General features: G+C 65.8%; 19 protein-coding genes. 11 read left to right on the forward strand and 8 right to left on the reverse strand.

Annotated features, from left to right (window positions below; translation table 11 throughout):
• Positions 1–23: 23 nt before the first annotated feature.
• Entirely contained in the window at positions 24–1,406 is a 1,383-nt protein-coding gene (locus TQ29_RS00930) for a FliI/YscN family ATPase (RefSeq protein ID WP_082386486.1), read from the forward strand.
• A 3-nt stretch (positions 1,407–1,409) separates the two neighbouring features.
• Here the strand turns inward: TQ29_RS00930 and TQ29_RS00935 are convergent, their stop codons facing one another.
• The 6 genes from TQ29_RS00935 to TQ29_RS20165 all read right to left on the reverse strand — a co-directional run bounded on the left by TQ29_RS00935 (position 1,410) and on the right by TQ29_RS20165 (position 5,360).
• The gene (locus TQ29_RS00935; RefSeq protein WP_054537661.1) at positions 1,410–2,210 is read right to left on the reverse strand and encodes a DUF1217 domain-containing protein; all 801 of its coding nucleotides are present in this window, start codon (positions 2,208–2,210) and stop codon (positions 1,410–1,412) included.
• Positions 2,207–2,611, reverse strand: coding sequence for a flagellar biosynthesis repressor FlbT (gene flbT, locus TQ29_RS00940; RefSeq protein WP_054537662.1), 405 nt, complete (start codon positions 2,609–2,611; stop codon positions 2,207–2,209). The genes TQ29_RS00935 and flbT overlap by 4 nt, the downstream gene beginning before the upstream one ends.
• On the reverse strand, positions 2,608–2,976 hold the full coding sequence (flaF, locus tag TQ29_RS00945; RefSeq protein WP_235974406.1) for a flagellar biosynthesis regulator FlaF: 369 nt from the start codon (positions 2,974–2,976) through the stop codon (positions 2,608–2,610). Before flaF ends, flbT begins: the two co-directional genes overlap by 4 nt.
• 88 nt (positions 2,977–3,064) lie before the next feature.
• Positions 3,065–4,549, reverse strand: coding sequence for a flagellin (locus TQ29_RS00950; protein WP_054537664.1), 1,485 nt, complete (start codon positions 4,547–4,549; stop codon positions 3,065–3,067).
• Positions 4,550–4,753: 204 nt separating this feature from the next.
• Entirely contained in the window at positions 4,754–5,101 is a 348-nt protein-coding gene (locus tag TQ29_RS00955) for a hypothetical protein (RefSeq protein ID WP_054537665.1), read from the reverse strand.
• Complete coding sequence (locus TQ29_RS20165; protein WP_255353456.1) at positions 5,088–5,360, reverse strand: rod-binding protein; 273 nt, start codon at positions 5,358–5,360, stop codon at positions 5,088–5,090. Before TQ29_RS20165 ends, TQ29_RS00955 begins: the two co-directional genes overlap by 14 nt.
• 125 nt (positions 5,361–5,485) lie before the next feature.
• On the opposite strand from TQ29_RS20165, the gene TQ29_RS00965 reads away from it, so the two are divergent.
• A complete protein-coding gene (locus TQ29_RS00965; RefSeq protein WP_054537666.1) occupies positions 5,486–6,592 on the forward strand; it encodes a flagellar hook-length control protein FliK in 1,107 nt (368 codons plus the stop codon).
• Positions 6,593–6,603: 11 nt separating this feature from the next.
• Entirely contained in the window at positions 6,604–7,260 is a 657-nt protein-coding gene (locus TQ29_RS00970; protein WP_054537667.1) for a flagellar hook capping FlgD N-terminal domain-containing protein, read from the forward strand.
• Here the strand turns inward: TQ29_RS00970 and ubiB are convergent.
• Together ubiB and ubiE are read right to left on the reverse strand one after the other, a co-directional pair.
• Complete coding sequence (gene ubiB / locus TQ29_RS00975; RefSeq protein WP_054537668.1) at positions 7,253–8,776, reverse strand: 2-polyprenylphenol 6-hydroxylase; 1,524 nt, start codon at positions 8,774–8,776, stop codon at positions 7,253–7,255. The two genes, TQ29_RS00970 and ubiB, sit on opposite strands and share 8 nt — an antisense overlap.
• Positions 8,777–9,529 (reverse strand): bifunctional demethylmenaquinone methyltransferase/2-methoxy-6-polyprenyl-1,4-benzoquinol methylase UbiE, encoded by a 753-nt coding sequence (ubiE, locus tag TQ29_RS00980; protein ID WP_054540267.1) that lies wholly within the window; start codon positions 9,527–9,529, stop codon positions 8,777–8,779. It abuts the gene before it with no gap.
• Between the two features lie 86 nt (positions 9,530–9,615).
• On the opposite strand from ubiE, the gene mutM reads away from it, so the two are divergent.
• The 8 genes from mutM (at position 9,616) to TQ29_RS01020 (ending at position 17,217) form a co-directional block, all read left to right on the forward strand.
• Positions 9,616–10,467, forward strand: a complete 852-nt coding sequence (gene mutM / locus TQ29_RS00985; protein ID WP_054537669.1) for a bifunctional DNA-formamidopyrimidine glycosylase/DNA-(apurinic or apyrimidinic site) lyase — start codon at positions 9,616–9,618, stop codon at positions 10,465–10,467.
• A 63-nt stretch (positions 10,468–10,530) separates the two neighbouring features.
• A complete protein-coding gene (locus TQ29_RS00990; protein ID WP_054537670.1) occupies positions 10,531–11,307 on the forward strand; it encodes an enoyl-CoA hydratase in 777 nt (258 codons plus the stop codon).
• Between the two features lie 159 nt (positions 11,308–11,466).
• Positions 11,467–11,733: a 30S ribosomal protein S20 gene (gene rpsT, locus TQ29_RS00995; protein WP_037203562.1), complete on the forward strand. Its 267-nt coding sequence runs from the start codon at positions 11,467–11,469 to the stop codon at positions 11,731–11,733.
• Positions 11,734–12,397: 664 nt separating this feature from the next.
• A complete protein-coding gene (dnaA, locus tag TQ29_RS01000; RefSeq protein ID WP_054537671.1) occupies positions 12,398–13,771 on the forward strand; it encodes a chromosomal replication initiator protein DnaA in 1,374 nt (457 codons plus the stop codon).
• 118 nt (positions 13,772–13,889) lie between these two features.
• Positions 13,890–15,008 carry a DNA polymerase III subunit beta gene (dnaN, locus tag TQ29_RS01005; protein ID WP_054537672.1) on the forward strand — a complete coding sequence of 373 codons (1,119 nt, stop codon included), beginning with the start codon at positions 13,890–13,892 and terminating at the stop codon, positions 15,006–15,008.
• Positions 15,009–15,056: 48 nt separating this feature from the next.
• Positions 15,057–16,172 carry a DNA replication/repair protein RecF gene (gene recF / locus TQ29_RS01010; protein ID WP_054537673.1) on the forward strand — a complete coding sequence of 372 codons (1,116 nt, stop codon included), beginning with the start codon at positions 15,057–15,059 and terminating at the stop codon, positions 16,170–16,172.
• A complete protein-coding gene (locus TQ29_RS01015; RefSeq protein WP_054537674.1) occupies positions 16,169–16,600 on the forward strand; it encodes a VOC family protein in 432 nt (143 codons plus the stop codon). Before recF ends, TQ29_RS01015 begins: the two co-directional genes overlap by 4 nt.
• Positions 16,597–17,217 carry a LysE family translocator gene (locus TQ29_RS01020; protein WP_054537675.1) on the forward strand — a complete coding sequence of 207 codons (621 nt, stop codon included), beginning with the start codon at positions 16,597–16,599 and terminating at the stop codon, positions 17,215–17,217. Before TQ29_RS01015 ends, TQ29_RS01020 begins: the two co-directional genes overlap by 4 nt.
• Positions 17,218–17,246: the final 29 nt, after the last annotated feature.

Genomic DNA, 17,246 nt, shown 5'->3' on the forward strand with positions numbered 1-17,246 from the left:
CAGAGCCATAGTGGAGAATCCCCATGCCATATCCCGAACTCACCGCGCTTGGCGCTGCTCTCGGCGGATTGCGCGCCTCTCGGACGATCGGGCGCATATGCGGTGTTCAGGGTGAAACAGTCTCTGTTTCCGGCTTGTCGAATTGCGGCGGTATCGGCGATATCGTCGAGATTCGGCGCCGCTGCGGCACCCCCCTGGCGGGGGAGGTGCTGGGGCTGCAGCCCGGCCAGTTGACCGTGTTTCCCGATGGCCCGTCCGAGGGGCTCTCGATCGGTGATCAGGTGGCGCTGAAAGGTGCGGCGACGATTGCCCCCGATCAAAGCTGGCTGGGCCGGGTGATCGATCCGCTCGGGAACCCGCTGGACGGCCGGCCCTTGCTGGGCGGTGCGCGTCGCCGCCCGCTGCGCAGCGCGCCGCCGCCGGCCACTCACCGCCGCCCGCTCGGGGCACGGCTCGAAACCGGTGTTGCCGTTTTCAACACCTTGCTGCCGCTGGTGCGCGGCCAGCGGATCGGGCTGTTCGCCGGGTCCGGGGTGGGGAAATCCACGCTTCTGGCAAAGCTCGCGCGCGGGGTGAAGGCGGATATCGCCGTCATCGCCCTGATCGGTGAGCGCGGGCGCGAGGTGCGAGAGTTTGTCGATCGTGTGCTCGGCCCCGAGGGTATGGCGCGTTCCATCGTTGTGGCGGCGACCTCTGACCAGTCGCCGCTGATGCGCCGCCGGGCGGCATGGGCGGCCATGGCGGTGGCAGAACATTTCCGAGATCAGGGGCAGCATGTTCTGTTTCTGGCCGATTCAGTCACACGATTTGCCGAAGCGCACCGCGAAGTCGCCCTCGCCACGGGCGAAGAAAGCGCGCTGCGCGGCTATCCGCCCTCGATGGCGCAGCTGATCATGTCACTGGCCGAACGCGCGGGCCCGGGCGCGGGCGCGACCGGCGACATCACCGCGGTCTTCAGCGTGCTTGTCGCGGGATCGGATATGGAAGAGCCGGTGGCCGATATCCTGCGCGGGGTGCTGGACGGGCATGTGGTCATGGACCGCCAGATCGCCGAGCGTGGGCGGTTCCCGGCGGTGGATCTCCTCCGCTCGGTCTCGCGCAGCCTGCCCGATGCGGCCAGTGCGCCGGAAAATACCCTGATCGCCCGCGCGCGCCGTCTTCTCGGGGCTTATGACCGGGCGGAGATGATGGTGCAGGCCGGGCTTTACGCGCGGGGGTCGGACCCCGAAATCGACGCCGCCCTACGTGTCTGGCCCGCGCTGGACGCGTTCCTGGCAGAGGATGAACCAGTGGACAGCCGGGCCAGCTTCGACCGGCTGGCGACATGTCTGGCGCAGGCCGATGTGACGGCCCGCGCCGGCGCAGCGGATCCCGCCGTGCCGCAACCGACCCGGCTGACGGCCTGACCGTCAGCGCGCCGCGTTGCTCAGCAGTGTCAGCGCCGTCTGCGCCGGGCTGAATCCCGCGGCGCTGGCGGCCAGTTCCGAACGGACCAGAAACAGACGCAGCAGTTCATCCATCTTCTCGGGATCGCGGAACTGTGAAATCTCGCCATCGCCAAAGGCGCGCTCGGTGCGTGTGCGAAACACCTCCATCTGCTTGTCTATATCCAGCGCCGCGAATGAATCAGGCAGCCCGAATGCTGTCTCGAATACCTCGCGCAACGGTTCCGATCCCATCACGCTATACCATTTCGTATCGTCACCGCTGTCGGCCGAGGCAAGCGTGCCCAGCTCCCGCGTCAGGTGCAGTGCCAGCCGCATATCGGCGTTCTGATCCCCTACCGCGATTTCGAACTGGCGTGTCTGGTAGGCCGCGATGATCCTGTCGGGAAAATCCGAAAGCTGCGTGTTCGGCACCGCGAGATCGCCGAACCCGAACGCCTCCGACAACTTCCGATAGCTCTTGTCGGCGATCTTGTTGGCAAGTGCGTCGTCACTTTGCGTCCCGTCAGACAGGATCTTCTGAATGAAAAACCGGTTCCCGATGTCATCGTCCAGCCCGAACGCCCCCAGCGCGACGGACAAAAGCCGGTGGTCGGCCACCAGGGCCTCCGCCGAGGTAACCTTGGCGATATTCTCACGGAAATACGCCGTATCACGCTTCATCGAGGCCGCTTCGTCATGCGCCGCTTTCTGGGTTTCTATGGTGCGTTCCAGAAACCGCCAGCCGGCATAACCGCCCATCGGCACGACGGGCAGAAAGCTCATGTCTTCGCGGCGGCCAGCAACCGCGCCTCGCGGGGCAGCAGGCCCCGCATCGCCTTGAGCGCCTGATAGAACTGCCCCTCCATCACCGCGTCGCTGGCCAGCCTCAGCTGGGTGCGGCTGTCATGATCGGTCAGAACCTGACTCAGCTGTTCGATCCCGCGCAGAAGCTGCATCCGCGCCTCTTCCGGAACCGCGTCGCCGGACAGGACCAACTGCGCGATGTAGCACACCCGCCGCACCGGTGTGTTCACCTCTTCGGGGTGAATCGCATCGCGCAGCCGCAGGATGCTCGCCCCCGGCGTCACGATGCTCAACCGCGACCGGCGATCGCCATTCTCTATGACCGCGCCATTGATCAGCACCCGCTCTTTCGGCGCCAGCTTCAGAACAAGCCCGCTCATCGCGCGTGCTCCCCCGTATGGCCAAGGCCCGCCATGACCGCAGCGTTGATCTCGATCAGCGGATCGGCACTCTCTTTGCCCGAAAGCACCTTTGATGTATGTATCGCGGTGAATTCGGAAAGATAGAACAGCCGCGCGCGCAGCGTCTCGGGCAGGGCGTTTCCCGCTCCTGCCACATCGGCGGCAAGCGTGGTCCAGAGCCTGCGGTTCTCGTGCAGCGCCGCGGCCAGGGCGGGAAAATTTCCCGCGCCGCCTGCGCTGGCGGACTTCAGTCGGGCCGTGATCTGCGCAAAAGCCTCATATTCGATGGTCCGCGGCGTACGGATCGCTGCCTGCCGCGGGGCGGAATAGGCGGTCTTTGCCATGAATTGCGCGTTCAAGGGGGGTCCTTCCGGTAAAATGCGGGGTCAGGGGGCGGGTCGGGGCGCGGTCTTGGCGCCCCGGCCCAGGACGTTACCGGAACAGCGACAGGATGTTCTGCGGCGCCTGGTTGGCGATCGAAAGCGCCTGCGTACCCAGCTGCTGCTGCACCTGGAGCGCCTGAAGCCGGGCCGACGCCGCTTCCATATCCGCATCCACCATCGAGCCGATGCCGGTTTTCAGCGCGTCGGTCAGCTTTCCGATGAAATCGTTCTGGGTTCCGATCCGGCCTTCGACCGAGCCGAACGCGGCCGAAGCATCGATCGCGTTGTCGATCAGCGTCTCGATGGTGCCGAGCGCCGCATCGGCGCCCGCATCGGTGGTCACGTCGATCCCGCCAAGCCCGAACAGCCCGCCCGAGGCCGTGCCGCCCTCGGCGGCCGAGCGCGCCAGCGCCACGCTGGACCCGCTGTTGTTATCGACCTTCAGCGTCCACTGCCCGGAGTCGTTCTGCGCGACCTGAGTGGTCACATCGGCGATCTTGCCGCCATCGACGGCCGCTTTCAGACCACGGGCAACATCTTCGAACGTCTCACCCTTGCCGGCGACATAGGTATAGGCGGTGCCGCCGACCGACATCTGGTAGCCGTCACCCTCCTTCACATTGGCCGAGGCGGAGAAGGTGAGCGTTTCGGCGCGCTCCGAGATTTCGGCCGCCGACAGGGTGATATCCGTCGCGCCGCCGTTCTTGGTGCCGGCAATCGCCACATCCTCGAACGCGCGGGTCGAGGTCAGGGTGACCACATTGGTCGATGCGCTGGCCGACACCCCGACCAGGCCCAACGCGTTGATCGCGCCCGAAATGGCCGAGGCGGCGGCGTCCTGATCGCCCGTGATGTCACCGGCTGCAAAACTCAGCGTCGCGCCGCCCACGGTGATCTCGAACGTATCGCCCGAGACATCCGCGTCCGCAGCCAGCGTGATCGTCGCGCTATTGCCCGTGTTGGTGGCCGCGGCCGCGGAGAGGGTCGCATTCGCCGACAGATCGGTGCCGGAGCCCATGGAGCCGGTGCTGGTGGTCAGGTCATGCCGTTCGACCGAGATGTTCGAGGCCGCGACCGTGCCGTCGTTCGCCCGGTCGAGCGAGGACAGGATATCCACCGCCTCTGTCCCCTGCACCAGGTTGAGGCCGTTGAATTGCGCCGCGCCGACGACCGAGGTGATCTGATCGCGCAGCGCGTTGATATCGGTCTGGATCTTGGCCCGGTCGACGTTACTTTCCTGGGCGGCCACGACCTTGCCCTTGATCTCCGTCAGCAGGTCGGAGACCGTTTCAGAGGCCTGGCGCGCCACCGCGACGCTGGATTCGCCCAGCGACAGGCTGTCGGAAATCGCCTTGAACCCTTTCACGTCGGATTCCATCACTTTCGAAATCGCCCAGACGGCCGCGTTGTCCTTGGCCGAGGCGACGGATTTGCCGGTGGCGATCTCATCCTGCGTCTTGGTCAGGCTGGCGTTGATTCCCTTGAGGGTCTGAAGCGCGACCATCGCGCTGGTGTTGGTCAGAATACTGGACATGTCTCGGTTCCTTTAAGCACAGGGCGCTTTTGCGCCGGATCAAAAGCCGCATCGCGCGGCAGGAACGGTGTTTCACCCATACGACGCGGCGCTTTCGCGCGGCCGTGCCACCCCATCCGGAATGCAGGGTCGACCCTGCGGTGCAATTCCTAAAGAGTGGCTAAGGCGCATCCCTGATACCGTTACGATTTGAGACAAATCCGGTCAGGCCCGCCGGATGACCCGCCCACGCCCGCCCAGATCGGCGCGCTGCCCGCGGTGATCATAGGTGTTCAGCCCGACCCCACCGCCGCGAATCAGCGCCAGCCGGGCCTGCGCGCTTTCCAGGCCGCGCCGGGCGGCGGCCAGCAGTTCGGCATTGCGCCGGGCCAGCCGTCCAAGCCCGGAGAGCCGGGCATCCTCCGCCGCCTGCGGATTGCGGGCCAGTTCCTCCGCGATTCGCTCTTTCAGCGGGATCAGCCGCGCCACATCCTCCAGCCGCCCCGACAGCAGCGCGCCATGTTCGCGTTCCAGAAGGTCGCGCAGATCGTCGGCCCAGTCATCCTTGTGCATCGGCACGCTCCTTGAGGGCTTCGAACAAGTGCTCGGCAAGCCCGATTCCGCCGGCCCGAACCATTTCCGTGGCCTGCGCCTGCCGCAGGAAAGAGGCGAACTGTTCTTCCCCCGCCCCGCCGCCGAAGGCACCGGAAACCTTGCCGATCCCGGCGGATTTCAGCATTTCCGACAGAAATCCCGCCTCCAGCTGCTCGGCCGCCGCGCGCAGTTTCGCGTCACGGCCGGGGGGCAGGGGCGGGGTTGAGATGGGGGCGATTTCGGGCACGGTGAATTCCTTCAATTGCACTGAATTTTCCGATCTATGACCGATAGCTGGTAAAGAAGTGGTAACTTCCGTCGCGCATGACTTGATGCCAACAGTGGCAGCGCCCGGAAAAAACCATGCCGTCGTCGATCCGCCCGGAAAGGGTTTCAATTCCGCCGGACCATGCCCCGCCGCCGTTTGCGGAGGAGGCAGGTTCCGGTGCCGATTTCGGCCTCGCCTTCGCGCAAGCGGAGGAAGAGATGCCAGAGGGCGCCGCGGCGCCGGTGCCGTGGGATTTGCTCATGCCCGTGCAAGCTGTCGTGAGCAAAGAGGCTGAACCCGCTTCGGAAGTGGCTCTGTCGTTGCTGGAAACGGCTCCAATGCGCCTGAATGTGCCTTGTACCAACCCGAAGGATGCGTCCGTGGGCCTCGCGCCGCTGGCCGCGATGGAAACCCCGCCGCCGCACCCCGGGGCCGGGCCCGATGCCACGCCGGACGTCCCGATCCCGCCGCATCGCGACGCGCCCCCGATGGGCAAGGCGGTGCCCGATGCCGCCCGGGCCGCGCCGCCGCAGGCCGCCATGGTGTCCCCGCCCGCCGCCGATCGCCCGGACCCTCCGCCGGGGCCGGTCCTGCAAGAGACAGGCGCGCGGACGAACGCGTCGAGCGCGGCCCAGGCTCCGGCGCCGCACGTCTCCGCGCCCGCCAGCCAAGGCCAGCCGCTGGCCGCCGTCCCTTCACCGTCCGACCCCCTGCCTGAAACGGGTTCAGAGCCTGCCCCCGGCGCGGTTTCCGCGCCCGGTTCAGCCGCCGCCCCGCCTGCGTCGGATACACCGCGCGTCCTGTCCGCCGCCCCTGCGCCTGCAGCCGTGACCAGCCAGCTGGTCGAGGTGATCCGCCAGGCCCCCGACGGGCCGGTCGAGCTGACCCTCCGGCCGGAGGAACTCGGCAGGCTTCGCATCACGCTGACGCCGCAGGAAAGCGGCATGATCGTCTCTATTCAGGCCGAACGTGGCGAAACCGGGGATTTGCTCCGCCGCCATATCGACCTTCTGGATCAGGAACTGAGCGATCTCGGCTATACCGATATCCGCTTCGATTTCGGCCAGGGCACACCGCGCCGCGACACGCCCCGGAACACCGCGCCTGCGCTTGAGGGCACGCCGCCCGGCCCGGGGCCTGCCCAGGCCGATCAAACGCCCGCCCGGCGCCGTACCATGGGCGTGCTCGACATACGCATCTGAAAGGACAGAGCATGGACGTCACAGCCGCCGCCCAGGCCGCCGCCCCACGGTCGGCCAAACCCTCCGACCCCGCGCCGGTGAATTCGGATTTCGAGACCTTCCTGAAAATGCTGACCACGCAGATGCAAAATCAGGATCCGCTCAATCCGGTCGAATCCTCCGATTTCGCGGTGCAGCTCGCCACGTTTTCCGGGGTCGAGCAGCAGGTCCGCACCAATGATCTTCTGTCGGCGCTCACATCGCAGCTCGGCGCGGGCGGCATCGCCGACCTCGCCGGCTGGGTCGGGATGGAGGCGCGCAGCACCGCCCCCGCGCTGTTCCGGGGGCAGCCGGTTTCGATCGCGCCCCGGCCCGACAGTGGCGCCGACGCGGCCCAGCTTGTGGTGCTGGATGAGCAGGGGGCCGAGGTGCAGCGGCTTGCGCTTTCGGTTTCGGAGGATGCCTATCTCTGGGCCGGAACCGACGCCGCCGGAATTCCGCTGCCCGACGGGCTCTACCGGTTCGAGGTTGAAAGCTTCGCGGGGGGCGAGCTTCTGGGCCGCAGTCCGGCCGAGGTCTACAGCACAGTGGCGGAGGCCCGCATCGCCGATGGCAAGACCGCCCTCGTGCTCGATAGCGGCGTATCCGTGGCCGCCGGCGACGTGACCGCGCTTCGCGCGCCTAGCTGACCGCCAGCGCCACCAGCGCCGCCAGCCCCGCGCCAAGGCCCATCCAGCCAAGGCGCTGCGGCCAGGGGTTTGCCGGCGGCGCTTCGGGCGGCATATCCTGCTGCACCAGTGCCGCTTCGGCCAGTTTGGGCAGTTTCGGGCCGAACCGGGCCAGCACCTGAACCGTGCGCGTCAGATCCCGCAGAAATGCCTTGGGGCCGACATTTTCCTTGATATAGGCCTCGACGATCGGCCGCGCGACTTCCCAGATGTTCATGTGCGGGTCGAGCGAGCGGGCCACGCCCTCGACCACCACCATGGTCCGCTGCAGCAGAATCAGCTCGGTTCGCGTCTGCATCCCGAACCGCTCGGTCACCTCGAACAGATAGCTCAGCAGCCGCCCCATCGAAATATGCGAGGCGTCCATGCCGAAGATCGGATCGCCCACCGCCCGCAGCGCGCGCGAGAATTCATCCACATCCATCTCGGCCGGCACATATCCGGCCTCGAAATGCACCTCGGCGACCCGGCGGTAATCCTGCCGGATCATGCCGAACAGGATCTCGGCATAGACCCGGCGGGTATATTCGTCGATCCGGCCCATGATGCCGAAATCGTAGCAGATGATCGCGCCATCTGCGCCCACCTTCAGGTTTCCCTGATGCATGTCCGCGTGAAAGAACCCGTCGCGCAGCGCATGGTGCAGAAACAGCTGCAGCACGCGCTTGGCCAGCGCCTGCCGGTCGTGCCCGGCCGCGTCGATCGCGTCATTGTCGCCCAGCGGCACGCCTTCGGCCCAGCCAAGGGTCATGACCCGACGGCTGGACAGGCCCCAATAGGCGCGGGGCACGCGAAACCCTTCGTCGTTCCGGGTGTTGGCGGCGAATTCAGACGCGGCCGAGGATTCCAGCCGCAGATCCAGCTCGCCCGACACGATGCCCTCGAAATGCTCGACCACATCGCTGGGGCGCAGACGGCGCGAAAACGGGATGAACCGCTCGATGATGGTCGCGGCCAGATGAAACGCCTCGATATCGGTGCGGAACGCCTTTTCGATCTTCGGGCGCAGCACCTTCACGGCGACCTCTTCGCCGGTATCGGCGATGCGGGCCCTGTGCACCTGCGCGATCGACGCCGCCGCGACCGGGGCGCTGAATTCGCTGAACACCTGATCGACGGGCAGGCCCAGATCTTCTTCGATCATCTTCATGGCGACGTCGTTGGGAAAGGGCGGCAGCTTGTCCTGCAGCACCCGAAGCTGCACGGCCAGCTCGTCGCCCACCAGATCGGGCCGGGTCGAAAGGATCTGCCCGAATTTGATATAGGCCGGGCCAAGCGCGGTCAGTGCGCGGGTGGCGGGGGGCAGCGCCGGGTCGCCCCGAAAGCCCAGCGGCTTGAACGGCCAGCCCAGAACCCGTGCCAGAATCCGCACCTCGCGCGGGGCCTCCAGCGCCTCCAGCACCACGCCCATGGCGCCGCTGCGCTCCAGCGTGGCGCCGGTGCGGATCAGCCGCCAGATGTTGTGAGGCCCGCGCACCTAGAGCTTCCAGCCGGAATGCAGGGCGGCGACGCCCATGCTCAGGTTGCGGTATTTGACATTGCCGAATCCGGCCGCGCGGATCATTCGCGCGAAGGTTTCCTGATCGGGGAATTTGCGGATCGACTCCACCAGATACTGATAGCTTTCACGGTCATTCGCCACGACCTGCCCCATCGCCGGGATCACGTTGAACGAATACCTGTCATAGGCCCATTGCATCGCCGGATTGGGCAGCTGGCTGAACTCCAGCACCATCAGCCGCCCGCCGGGGCGCAGCACCCGGTAGGCCTCCGACAGGGCATCGGGCACGCGGGTGACGTTCCGGATGCCGAAAGAGATTGTGTAGACGTCAAAGCTGTTGTCGGCAAAGGGCAGGGCCATGGCATCGCCCACCACCCAGTCCAGGCTGCCGGCCATCTGCTCGGCCTCGGCGCGCTGGCGGCCCTCGACCAGCATCTGCTCTGTCATGTCCAGCACCACGGCCGACGCCCCCGGCGCGCGTTTGAGAAAGCGGAAGGCCACATCGCCGGTGCCGCCGGCCACATCCAGCAGGCGCTGGCCGGGGCGGGGCGCCAGCCAATCCATCATCGCGTCTTTCCAGACCCGGTGGATGCCCATCGACATCAGGTCATTCATCACGTCATAGCGCGATGCGACGCGGGTAAAGACGCCATGCACCATCCCCGCCTTTTCGCCCTCCGGCACGGTTTGATAGCCGAAATGCGTGGTTTTCTGATCGTCGTCGGTCATGGGGGCCTTGCCGTCTGTCAAAACTCCCCCTCCTTATAGAGCGCCAACCGGGCGTTACAATGCGCCCAACGCCACAGGAGCCGCCGATGCCCGAATTGCCAGAGGTCGAGACGGTGCGCCGCGGGCTGGCCCCCGTGATGGAGGGGCAGGTGATCGCGCGCGCCGCCGTCAACCGCCCCGATCTGCGCTGGCCGTTCCCGCCGCGCATGGCCGAGCGGCTGGCCGGCGCGCGGGTCGATCGGCTGCGGCGACGGTCGAAATACATCCTGGCGGATCTGTCGACCGGCGAAACGCTGATCATCCATCTGGGCATGTCCGGGCGGATGCTGGTGTCGGGCGACACACAGGGACTGTTCCACCATGATCATCCCATCGCGCAGAAGCATGACCATGTGGTGCTCGAACTGGAAAACGGCGCCCGCATCACCTTCAACGATGCCCGCCGCTTCGGCGCGATGGATCTTGCCGCCACCGATGGGGTCGAGGCGCACCGGCTGCTGGCCGGGCTGGGGCCCGAACCGCTGGGCAATGCGTTCAGCGAGGATTATCTGATCGCCCGGCTGAAGGGCCGGATGACGCCGGTGAAATCCGCGCTTCTTGATCAGCGCATCGTCGCGGGCCTGGGCAATATCTATGTCTGCGAGGCACTGCACCGCGCCGGCATATCGCCCCGGCGCAAGGCCGGGCAGCTCTCGGCGCAGCGCGTGGCGCGCCTTGTGCCGGTGATCCGCGATGTGCTGCACGATGCCATCGCCGCGGGCGGCTCCAGCCTGCGCGATCATCGTCAGACCGATGGCGAGCTTGGGTATTTCCAGCACAGCTTTGCCGCCTACGGGCGCGAGGGCCTGCCCTGCGTCACCCCCGGCTGCACCGGCACGATCGCCCGAATCGCCCAGTCGGGACGGTCGACTTTCTACTGCGCGCAATGCCAAAGATAGCTTGAACACCGGCGGCAGGGTGCTAAGGAATCGTCTTCGAACCCAAAGGGAGGCGCCCCCGCCATGGCCTACAAGACGCTGATCGTAGATATCGAAGAGCATGTAGCCCTGATCAGGCTGAACCGGCCCGACGCGCTGAACGCGCTGAACTCCGAATTGCTGGCCGAATTGGCCGAGGCCGTCACCCAGGCGGGTGCGAATGACAAGGTGCGTTGCATTGTCCTGACCGGCTCGGAAAAGGCATTCGCGGCCGGCGCCGACATCAAGGAGATGAGCGAAAAGAACTTCGTTGACGCCTTCGCCGGCGATCTTTTCACCGATGAGACCGAGGCGCTGCTGCGTTGCCGCAAGCCGATCATCGCGGCGGTGGCCGGCTATGCGCTGGGCGGCGGCTGCGAACTGGCGATGATGTGCGATTTCATCATCGCCGCCGACACCGCGAAATTCGGCCAGCCCGAGATCAACCTCGGCGTGGTCGCCGGTATCGGCGGCACCCAGCGGCTGACCCGTTTCGTCGGCAAGTCCAAGTCGATGGAGATGCACCTGACCGGCCGCTTCATGGATGCGGAAGAGGCAGAGCGTTCGGGCCTCGTGTCGCGCATCGTGCCGGCCAAGAAGCTGGTGGAAGAGGCGATGGCCGCCGCCCACAAGATCGCCGAGAAATCGGCGATCACCACGATGGTGGTGAAAGAGGCCGTCAACCGCAGCTATGAAACCACGCTGCGCGAAGGCATTCTGTTCGAGCGCCGCGTGTTCCATTCGCTTTTCGCCACCGAGGATCAGAAAGAAGGCATGTCGGCCTTCCTGGAAAAGCGCGAGCCGCAATTCCGCGACAAGTAGCATCCGCGCTTTTCGGGTTTCCTTGCGGCGCATTTTCCCGTATAGGCCGCCGTTACATGCGCGTGATGCCCGCTCTGGCAAGAATCGACCGGTTCCAATACCCGGGTCGGGCTTTGTTGCGCTCTGAACTCTCAACAGCCCGAAAGTGGGAACAGAACAATGGCCAATTCGCCCCAAGCAAAGAAACGCGCGCGCCAGAACGAGCGCCGCTTCGACGTCAACAAAGCGCGCCGCTCGCGCATCCGCACCTTCCTGCGCAAAGTGGAAGAGGCAATCGCCTCCGGCGACAAGGAAGCGGCAACCGCCGCCCTGCGTCAGGCCCAGCCCGAGCTGATGCGCGGCGTGACCCGTGGTGTTCTTCACAAAAACACCGTGTCGCGCAAAATTTCCCGTCTGTCGGCCCGGGTCAAAGCCCTCGGCGCCTGAGTCGCGACCAATATCTGAACGTCGTTCAAGGGCGCGCCTCCGGGTCGCGCCCTTTTTCGTTTCTGATCGATTGTTGCATTTTTTCCCGCCCTGCGCCCGCACATAAACAGCTTTTTGGATTCGGCCCGACAATCCCGAGGTCAAGCGCGAAGATCGGTTGCGCCGGCTTCCCTTCACTTGATAGCTTCAGACCTGCGATTCACATCGTCTTGGGGGGACATGACGTGAGCCGCACCGTGCTTCCATAATCCGGGCCCCGCTGCATTAGGGCTTTTGGCGAAGCAAGGTGTGCTCTCTGGTTGTCGGACGGACTGCAAAGTGGGGCTTTGCATCCATACGTGGCCAGTATGACCTGTGTGAAAAACGGCCTGCGCCGTGATCATGCAGATCGGCATGTCCAATAAATAAGACCGCGGAATGCGGGGTTCGAGGGCTGGTGCCAGTATATCCGCCACTGTCTTGGCAGTGGAGGGTCGGGATTTGTCTGCGGACCTGAATTCATGCGATCGGGCGGAAAGCCGGCTGCTGCACTCGCCAGCGGCCCGTTCGATGCCATCCCTCCGGACGACAGCGTTTCACAGACGGGCATGCAAACCGGCGGGGGATCCGCGGTGCGCACTGGCCCGGATACGATTGGGCACAGATGCTGGAGCGGGCAGGGACAATGAACGACGAAAAATGGGGACTGGCGTGCAGGGATATTCAGAAATCAATCGGCGAGAACAACTTCGCCACCTGGATCAAACCTCTCAAGTTTCAGGAGCTGCACAATGGCGTCGCCCATTTCAACGTTCCCACGAGTTTTGTGGCGGATTGGGTCTCGCGCAATTTCGGCGATGAAATCCTGCACCATCTGACCCGTGGCGGCGCGACGGTCGACCGCCTGCAATTCAGCGTTGACCAGCGTGGTGCAGGTGTGCCCGCGTCGAAGCCGGATCTGCCGGCCACCAGCGCCGCGGCGCCCCGTTCCGCCGTCCCCGCCCGATCCGAGGGCGAGCTTCTGGGCGCTCCGATCGATTCCCGCTTTACCTTCGACAGTTTCGTTGTCGGCAAGCCGAACGAACTGGCCCATGCCGCCGCGCGCCGCGTGGGCGAGGGCAGCCCGGTGACGTTCAACCCGCTGTTTCTCTATGGCGGTGTCGGCCTCGGCAAAACCCACCTGATGCATGCCATCGCGCACGAGCTGCGCACCCGGTCGCCGCATCTGCGCGTGGTCTACCTGTCGGCCGAGCAATTCATGTACCGTTTCGTGCAGGCGCTGCGCGAACGGGATACGATGGGCTTCAAGGAGCTTTTCCGCTCGGTCGATGTGCTGATGGTCGATGATGTGCAGTTCATCGCCGGCAAGGACAGCACGCAGGAAGAGTTCTTCCACACGTTCAACGCGCTGGTGGATCAGAACAAGCAGATCATCATTTCCGCCGACCGTGCCCCGGGCGAGATCAAGGATCTCGAGGAGCGGATCAAATCCCGCCTGCAATGCGGCCTCGTGGTGGATCTTCACCCCACCGATTACGAACTGCGCCTTGGCGTTCTGCAGCAGAAGGTCGAGCTTTACCGCAAGCAATATCCCGGCCTCGTGCTGTCGCCGGGCGTGCTGGAGTTTCTGGCCCATCGCATTTCCACCAATGTGCGTGTGCTCGAGGGGGCGCTGACCCGGCTGTTCGCCTTCGCCTCTCTGGTGGGGCGCGAGATCACGCTGGATCTGGCGCAGGATTGTCTGGCCGATATTCTGCGCGCGTCGGACCGCAAGGTGACGATCGAGGAGATCCAGCGCCGCGTCGGCGAGCATTTCAACGTCCGCCTGTCGGATCTGATCGGGCCCAAGCGTACCCGCACCATCGCCCGGCCGCGTCAGATGGCGATGTATCTGGCCAAACAGCTGACCTCGCGTTCGCTGCCCGAGATCGGGCGCCGCTTTGGCGGGCGTGACCACACCACCGTGATGCACGCGGTCAAGCGCATCGACGAACTGCGCGCCCATGACAATCAGATCGCCGAAGACCTGGAACTTCTGCGCCGCATGCTGGAAGCATAGGCCATTCGGGGGCGTCTGGCCTTGACGCCCCCTTTAAACCATCCGACAGTCAAAAAAGTCTTGAGCCAGAGGGGGAAACGGTTAGTTTCTCACTCCCGGTGGCATGAGGAGCGAGGCAATGAAATTCAGCATCGAACGCGGGACGCTATTGAAGGCGGTCGGGCAGGCGCAATCGGTTGTTGAGCGTCGCAACACCATCCCGATCCTCGCCAATGTGCTGATCGAGGCAGAGGGCGAAGCCGTCAGTTTCCGCGCCACCGATCTGGACATCGAAGTGGTCGACAAGGCGCTGGCCCAGGTCGAACGTGCCGGTGCCACGACGGTCTCTGCCGTGACCCTGCATGAGATCGTGCGCAAGCTGCCCGACGGCGCGCTTGTCAGCCTGACCGACGACGGCGCCTCGGGGCGGCTGACGGTCGAGGCCGGGCGCTCCAACTTCTCGCTGGCGACCCTGCCGAGGGAAGATTTCCCGGTGATGGCCTCATCGGAATACAGCTCCAACTTCTCGGCCCCGGCGCCGGTGCTGCGGCGGCTGTTCGACAAGTCGAAATTCGCGATTTCCACCGAAGAGACGCGCTATTACCTCAATGGCGTCTATATGCATGTGGCCGACGGCGAGGGCGGCAAGGTGCTGCGCTGCGTGGCGACCGATGGCCACCGCCTTGCCCGGATCGACGCGCCGCTGCCCGAAGGGGCCGAAACCATGCCCGGCGTGATCGTGCCGCGCAAGACCGTAGGCGAGCTGCGCAAGTTGCTGGATGATGACGATGTGACCATCGCGGTGTCCGTGTCGGAGACCAAAGTGCGGTTTGCCACGCCCGACATCACCCTGACCTCGAAGGTCATCGACGGCACCTTCCCCGATTACACCCGCGTGATCCCGCAGGGCAACAACCGCAGGCTGGAAGTGGACGCGGCCGAATTTGCCCGGGCGGTGGACCGTGTGGCGACGGTATCGTCGGAACGGTCGCGCGCGGTGAAGCTGGCGCTGGACGAGGACCGGCTGATTCTCTCGGTCAACGCGCCGGACGCGGGCGCCGCGGAAGAGGAGCTGGCCGTGGCCTATGCCGACGAGCGGCTGGAGATCGGGTTCAACGCCAAATACCTGCTGGAGATCGCCAGCCAGGTGGATCGCGAGAATGCGGTGTTCCTGTTCAACTCGGCCGGCGACCCGACCCTGATGCGCGAGGGCAATGATACATCGGCGGTCTATGTCGTGATGCCGATGCGCGTTTAACTTTCTTGCCTCCGGCGGGGATACTTGTTGAAAGATGAAGGGCACCCCATGCCCGGCCTTGCCCTGACCCGTCTGACCCTGTCGCATTTCCGGTCGCACAAGGCGGCGGCGCTGTCGGTGGACGGGCGGCCGGTGGCGATCTACGGACCCAACGGGGCGGGCAAGACCAATATTCTGGAGGCGATTTCGCTGTTGTCTCCCGGTCGCGGGTTGCGCCGGGCGGCGGCGGAGGAGATCGCCCGCCAGCCCGAGGCGCTGGGCTGGAAGATCACCGCGCAGCTGCACAGCCTGCATCAGACCCATGAGGTGGAGACCTGGGCCGAGTCCGGCGCCGCGCGTTCGGTCAGGATCGACGGCAAGGCCGCGGCGCAAGCTGCGCTGGGCCGGATCGCGCGGGTGTTGTGGCTGGTGCCGTCGATGGACCGCCTGTGGATCGAGGGGGCCGAGGGGCGGCGGCGGTTTCTGGACCGCATGACCCTGAGCTTCGAGCCAGGTCATGGCGAGGTGACACTGACCTATGAAAAAGCGATGCGCGAGCGCAACCGGCTGTTGAAGGATCAGGTGCGCGACGCGGCGTGGTACGGGGCGCTGGAGGCGCAGATGGCCAGGGCCGGGGCGGCGATTCAGCGAAACCGGAGCACGGCGCTGGCGCGGATCGCGGCGGCGCAGGAGGGGGCGGAAACCGCCTTTCCGGTGGCGGCGCTGGCTATCCCGGGGCCGGAGGGCGCGGATGTGCCTGCCGGGGAAGAGGCGCTGGCCGCCGCCTTTTCGGATGGCCGCGCGCGGGATCTCTCTGCCGGGCGCACCCTGACCGGGCCGCATCGCGCGGATCTGGAGGCGGTGTATGCCGCCAAGGGCGTGGCCGCGCGGCAATGTTCCACCGGCGAGCAGAAGGCGCTTTTGATTTCGCTGATTCTGGCCAATGCTCGTGCGCTGGCCGAGGATTTCGGGGCGCCGCCGCTGTTGCTGCTGGATGAGGTCGCGGCGCATCTGGACGGCGCGCGCCGTGCCGCGCTTTATGACGAGATCTGTGCATTGGGCGCGCAGGCCTGGATGACCGGCACCGGGCCGGAGCTGTTCGACGCGCTGGCCGATCGGGCGCAATATTTCGAAGTGACCGAGGAGGGCGGCACCAGCCGCATCGAGGAAAGGACAGCCCCATGATCCCGCAGCGCGTGACGCTGATCACCCTTGGCGTGGATGATCTTGAGCGGTCAAAGGCGTTTTACGCCGCCCTGGGCTGGGTGCCCGCGCAGGCGCAGGAGGGCGTGCTGTTCTATCAGATGAACGGCATGGCGCTGGGCCTGTTCGGTCGCGCCGCGCTGGCCGCCGATCAGGGCCGGCCCGATGCCGCGCTGGGCACCGGCGCCATGACGCTGGCGCAGAATTTCACGACGCGGGAAGAGGTGGATGCCGCCTTTGCCGCCGCGCTGGCCGCCGGGGCCGCGCCGCTGAAGGCGCCGGAGGCGGTGTTCTGGGGCGGCTATTCGGGCTATTACGCCGATCCCGACGGCCATGTGTGGGAGGTTGCGATGAACCCGTTCTGGCCGCTGAGCGAGGACGGCAGCCTGACCCTGCCGGAGGCGCCATGACCGTCACCGCCACCGACCTCGCGCTTTACGCCGGGGCGCTTGTCATCCTGTTCTTCACCCCCGGCCCGGTCTGGGTGGCGCTGACCGCGCGGGCGCTTTCGGGCGGGTTTCCCGCCGCCTGGCCGCTGGCGCTGGGGGTGGTGATCGGCGATGCGCTCTGGCCGCTTCTGGCGATCTTCGGAGTAAGCTGGATCGTCTCTGTCTTTGCCGGATTCATGACCGTGCTGCGCTTTGTCGCCTCGGGCGTGTTCCTGTTGATGGGGATCGTTCTGATCCGCAACGCCGACAAATCCATCGCCACCGACAGCCGCCTGACGCGGCCCGGCATGTGGGCGGGGTTTCTGGCCGGGCTCGCGGTGATTCTGGGCAATCCCAAGGCGATCCTGTTCTACATGGGCGTGCTGCCGGGGTTTTTCGATCTGACCACGATAACCGGGCCGGACATGGCCGCGATCGTCGCAATTTCGATGCTGGTGCCCTTTGCCGGCAACCTGTGTTTCGCCCTGTTCGTCGATCGTGCGCGGCGGCTTTTGGCCTCGCCGGGCGCGCTGCGGCGGACCAATGTCATCGCCGGATCGCTGCTGATCCTTGTCGGGCTTGTTATTCCCTTCACATGACACCAAATCTTGTGTGTCACGCGTGACAT

Source organism: Actibacterium sp. EMB200-NS6 (assembly GCF_001305615.1).
Classification (GTDB): domain Bacteria; phylum Pseudomonadota; class Alphaproteobacteria; order Rhodobacterales; family Rhodobacteraceae; genus Actibacterium_A; species Actibacterium_A naphthalenivorans.

Excerpts from the sequence above, each read along its gene's own strand:
- TQ29_RS00930 (WP_082386486.1), top strand. The coding sequence starts at position 24 with ATGCCATATCCCGAACTCACCGCGCTTGGCGCTGCTCTCGGCGGATTG.
- TQ29_RS00935 (WP_054537661.1), bottom strand. The coding sequence starts at position 2,210 with ATGAGCTTTCTGCCCGTCGTGCCGATGGGCGGTTATGCCGGCTGGCGG.
- flbT (WP_054537662.1), bottom strand. The coding sequence starts at position 2,611 with ATGAGCGGGCTTGTTCTGAAGCTGGCGCCGAAAGAGCGGGTGCTGATC.
- flaF (WP_235974406.1), bottom strand. The coding sequence starts at position 2,976 with ATGGCAAAGACCGCCTATTCCGCCCCGCGGCAGGCAGCGATCCGTACG.
- TQ29_RS00950 (WP_054537664.1), bottom strand. The coding sequence starts at position 4,549 with ATGTCCAGTATTCTGACCAACACCAGCGCGATGGTCGCGCTTCAGACC.
- TQ29_RS00955 (WP_054537665.1), bottom strand. The coding sequence starts at position 5,101 with ATGCACAAGGATGACTGGGCCGACGATCTGCGCGACCTTCTGGAACGC.
- TQ29_RS00965 (WP_054537666.1), top strand. The coding sequence starts at position 5,486 with ATGCCGTCGTCGATCCGCCCGGAAAGGGTTTCAATTCCGCCGGACCAT.
- TQ29_RS00970 (WP_054537667.1), top strand. The coding sequence starts at position 6,604 with ATGGACGTCACAGCCGCCGCCCAGGCCGCCGCCCCACGGTCGGCCAAA.
- ubiE (WP_054540267.1), bottom strand. The coding sequence starts at position 9,529 with ATGACCGACGACGATCAGAAAACCACGCATTTCGGCTATCAAACCGTG.
- mutM (WP_054537669.1), top strand. The coding sequence starts at position 9,616 with ATGCCCGAATTGCCAGAGGTCGAGACGGTGCGCCGCGGGCTGGCCCCC.
- TQ29_RS00990 (WP_054537670.1), top strand. The coding sequence starts at position 10,531 with ATGGCCTACAAGACGCTGATCGTAGATATCGAAGAGCATGTAGCCCTG.
- rpsT (WP_037203562.1), top strand. The coding sequence starts at position 11,467 with ATGGCCAATTCGCCCCAAGCAAAGAAACGCGCGCGCCAGAACGAGCGC.
- dnaA (WP_054537671.1), top strand. The coding sequence starts at position 12,398 with ATGAACGACGAAAAATGGGGACTGGCGTGCAGGGATATTCAGAAATCA.
- dnaN (WP_054537672.1), top strand. The coding sequence starts at position 13,890 with ATGAAATTCAGCATCGAACGCGGGACGCTATTGAAGGCGGTCGGGCAG.
- recF (WP_054537673.1), top strand. The coding sequence starts at position 15,057 with ATGCCCGGCCTTGCCCTGACCCGTCTGACCCTGTCGCATTTCCGGTCG.
- TQ29_RS01015 (WP_054537674.1), top strand. The coding sequence starts at position 16,169 with ATGATCCCGCAGCGCGTGACGCTGATCACCCTTGGCGTGGATGATCTT.
- TQ29_RS01020 (WP_054537675.1), top strand. The coding sequence starts at position 16,597 with ATGACCGTCACCGCCACCGACCTCGCGCTTTACGCCGGGGCGCTTGTC.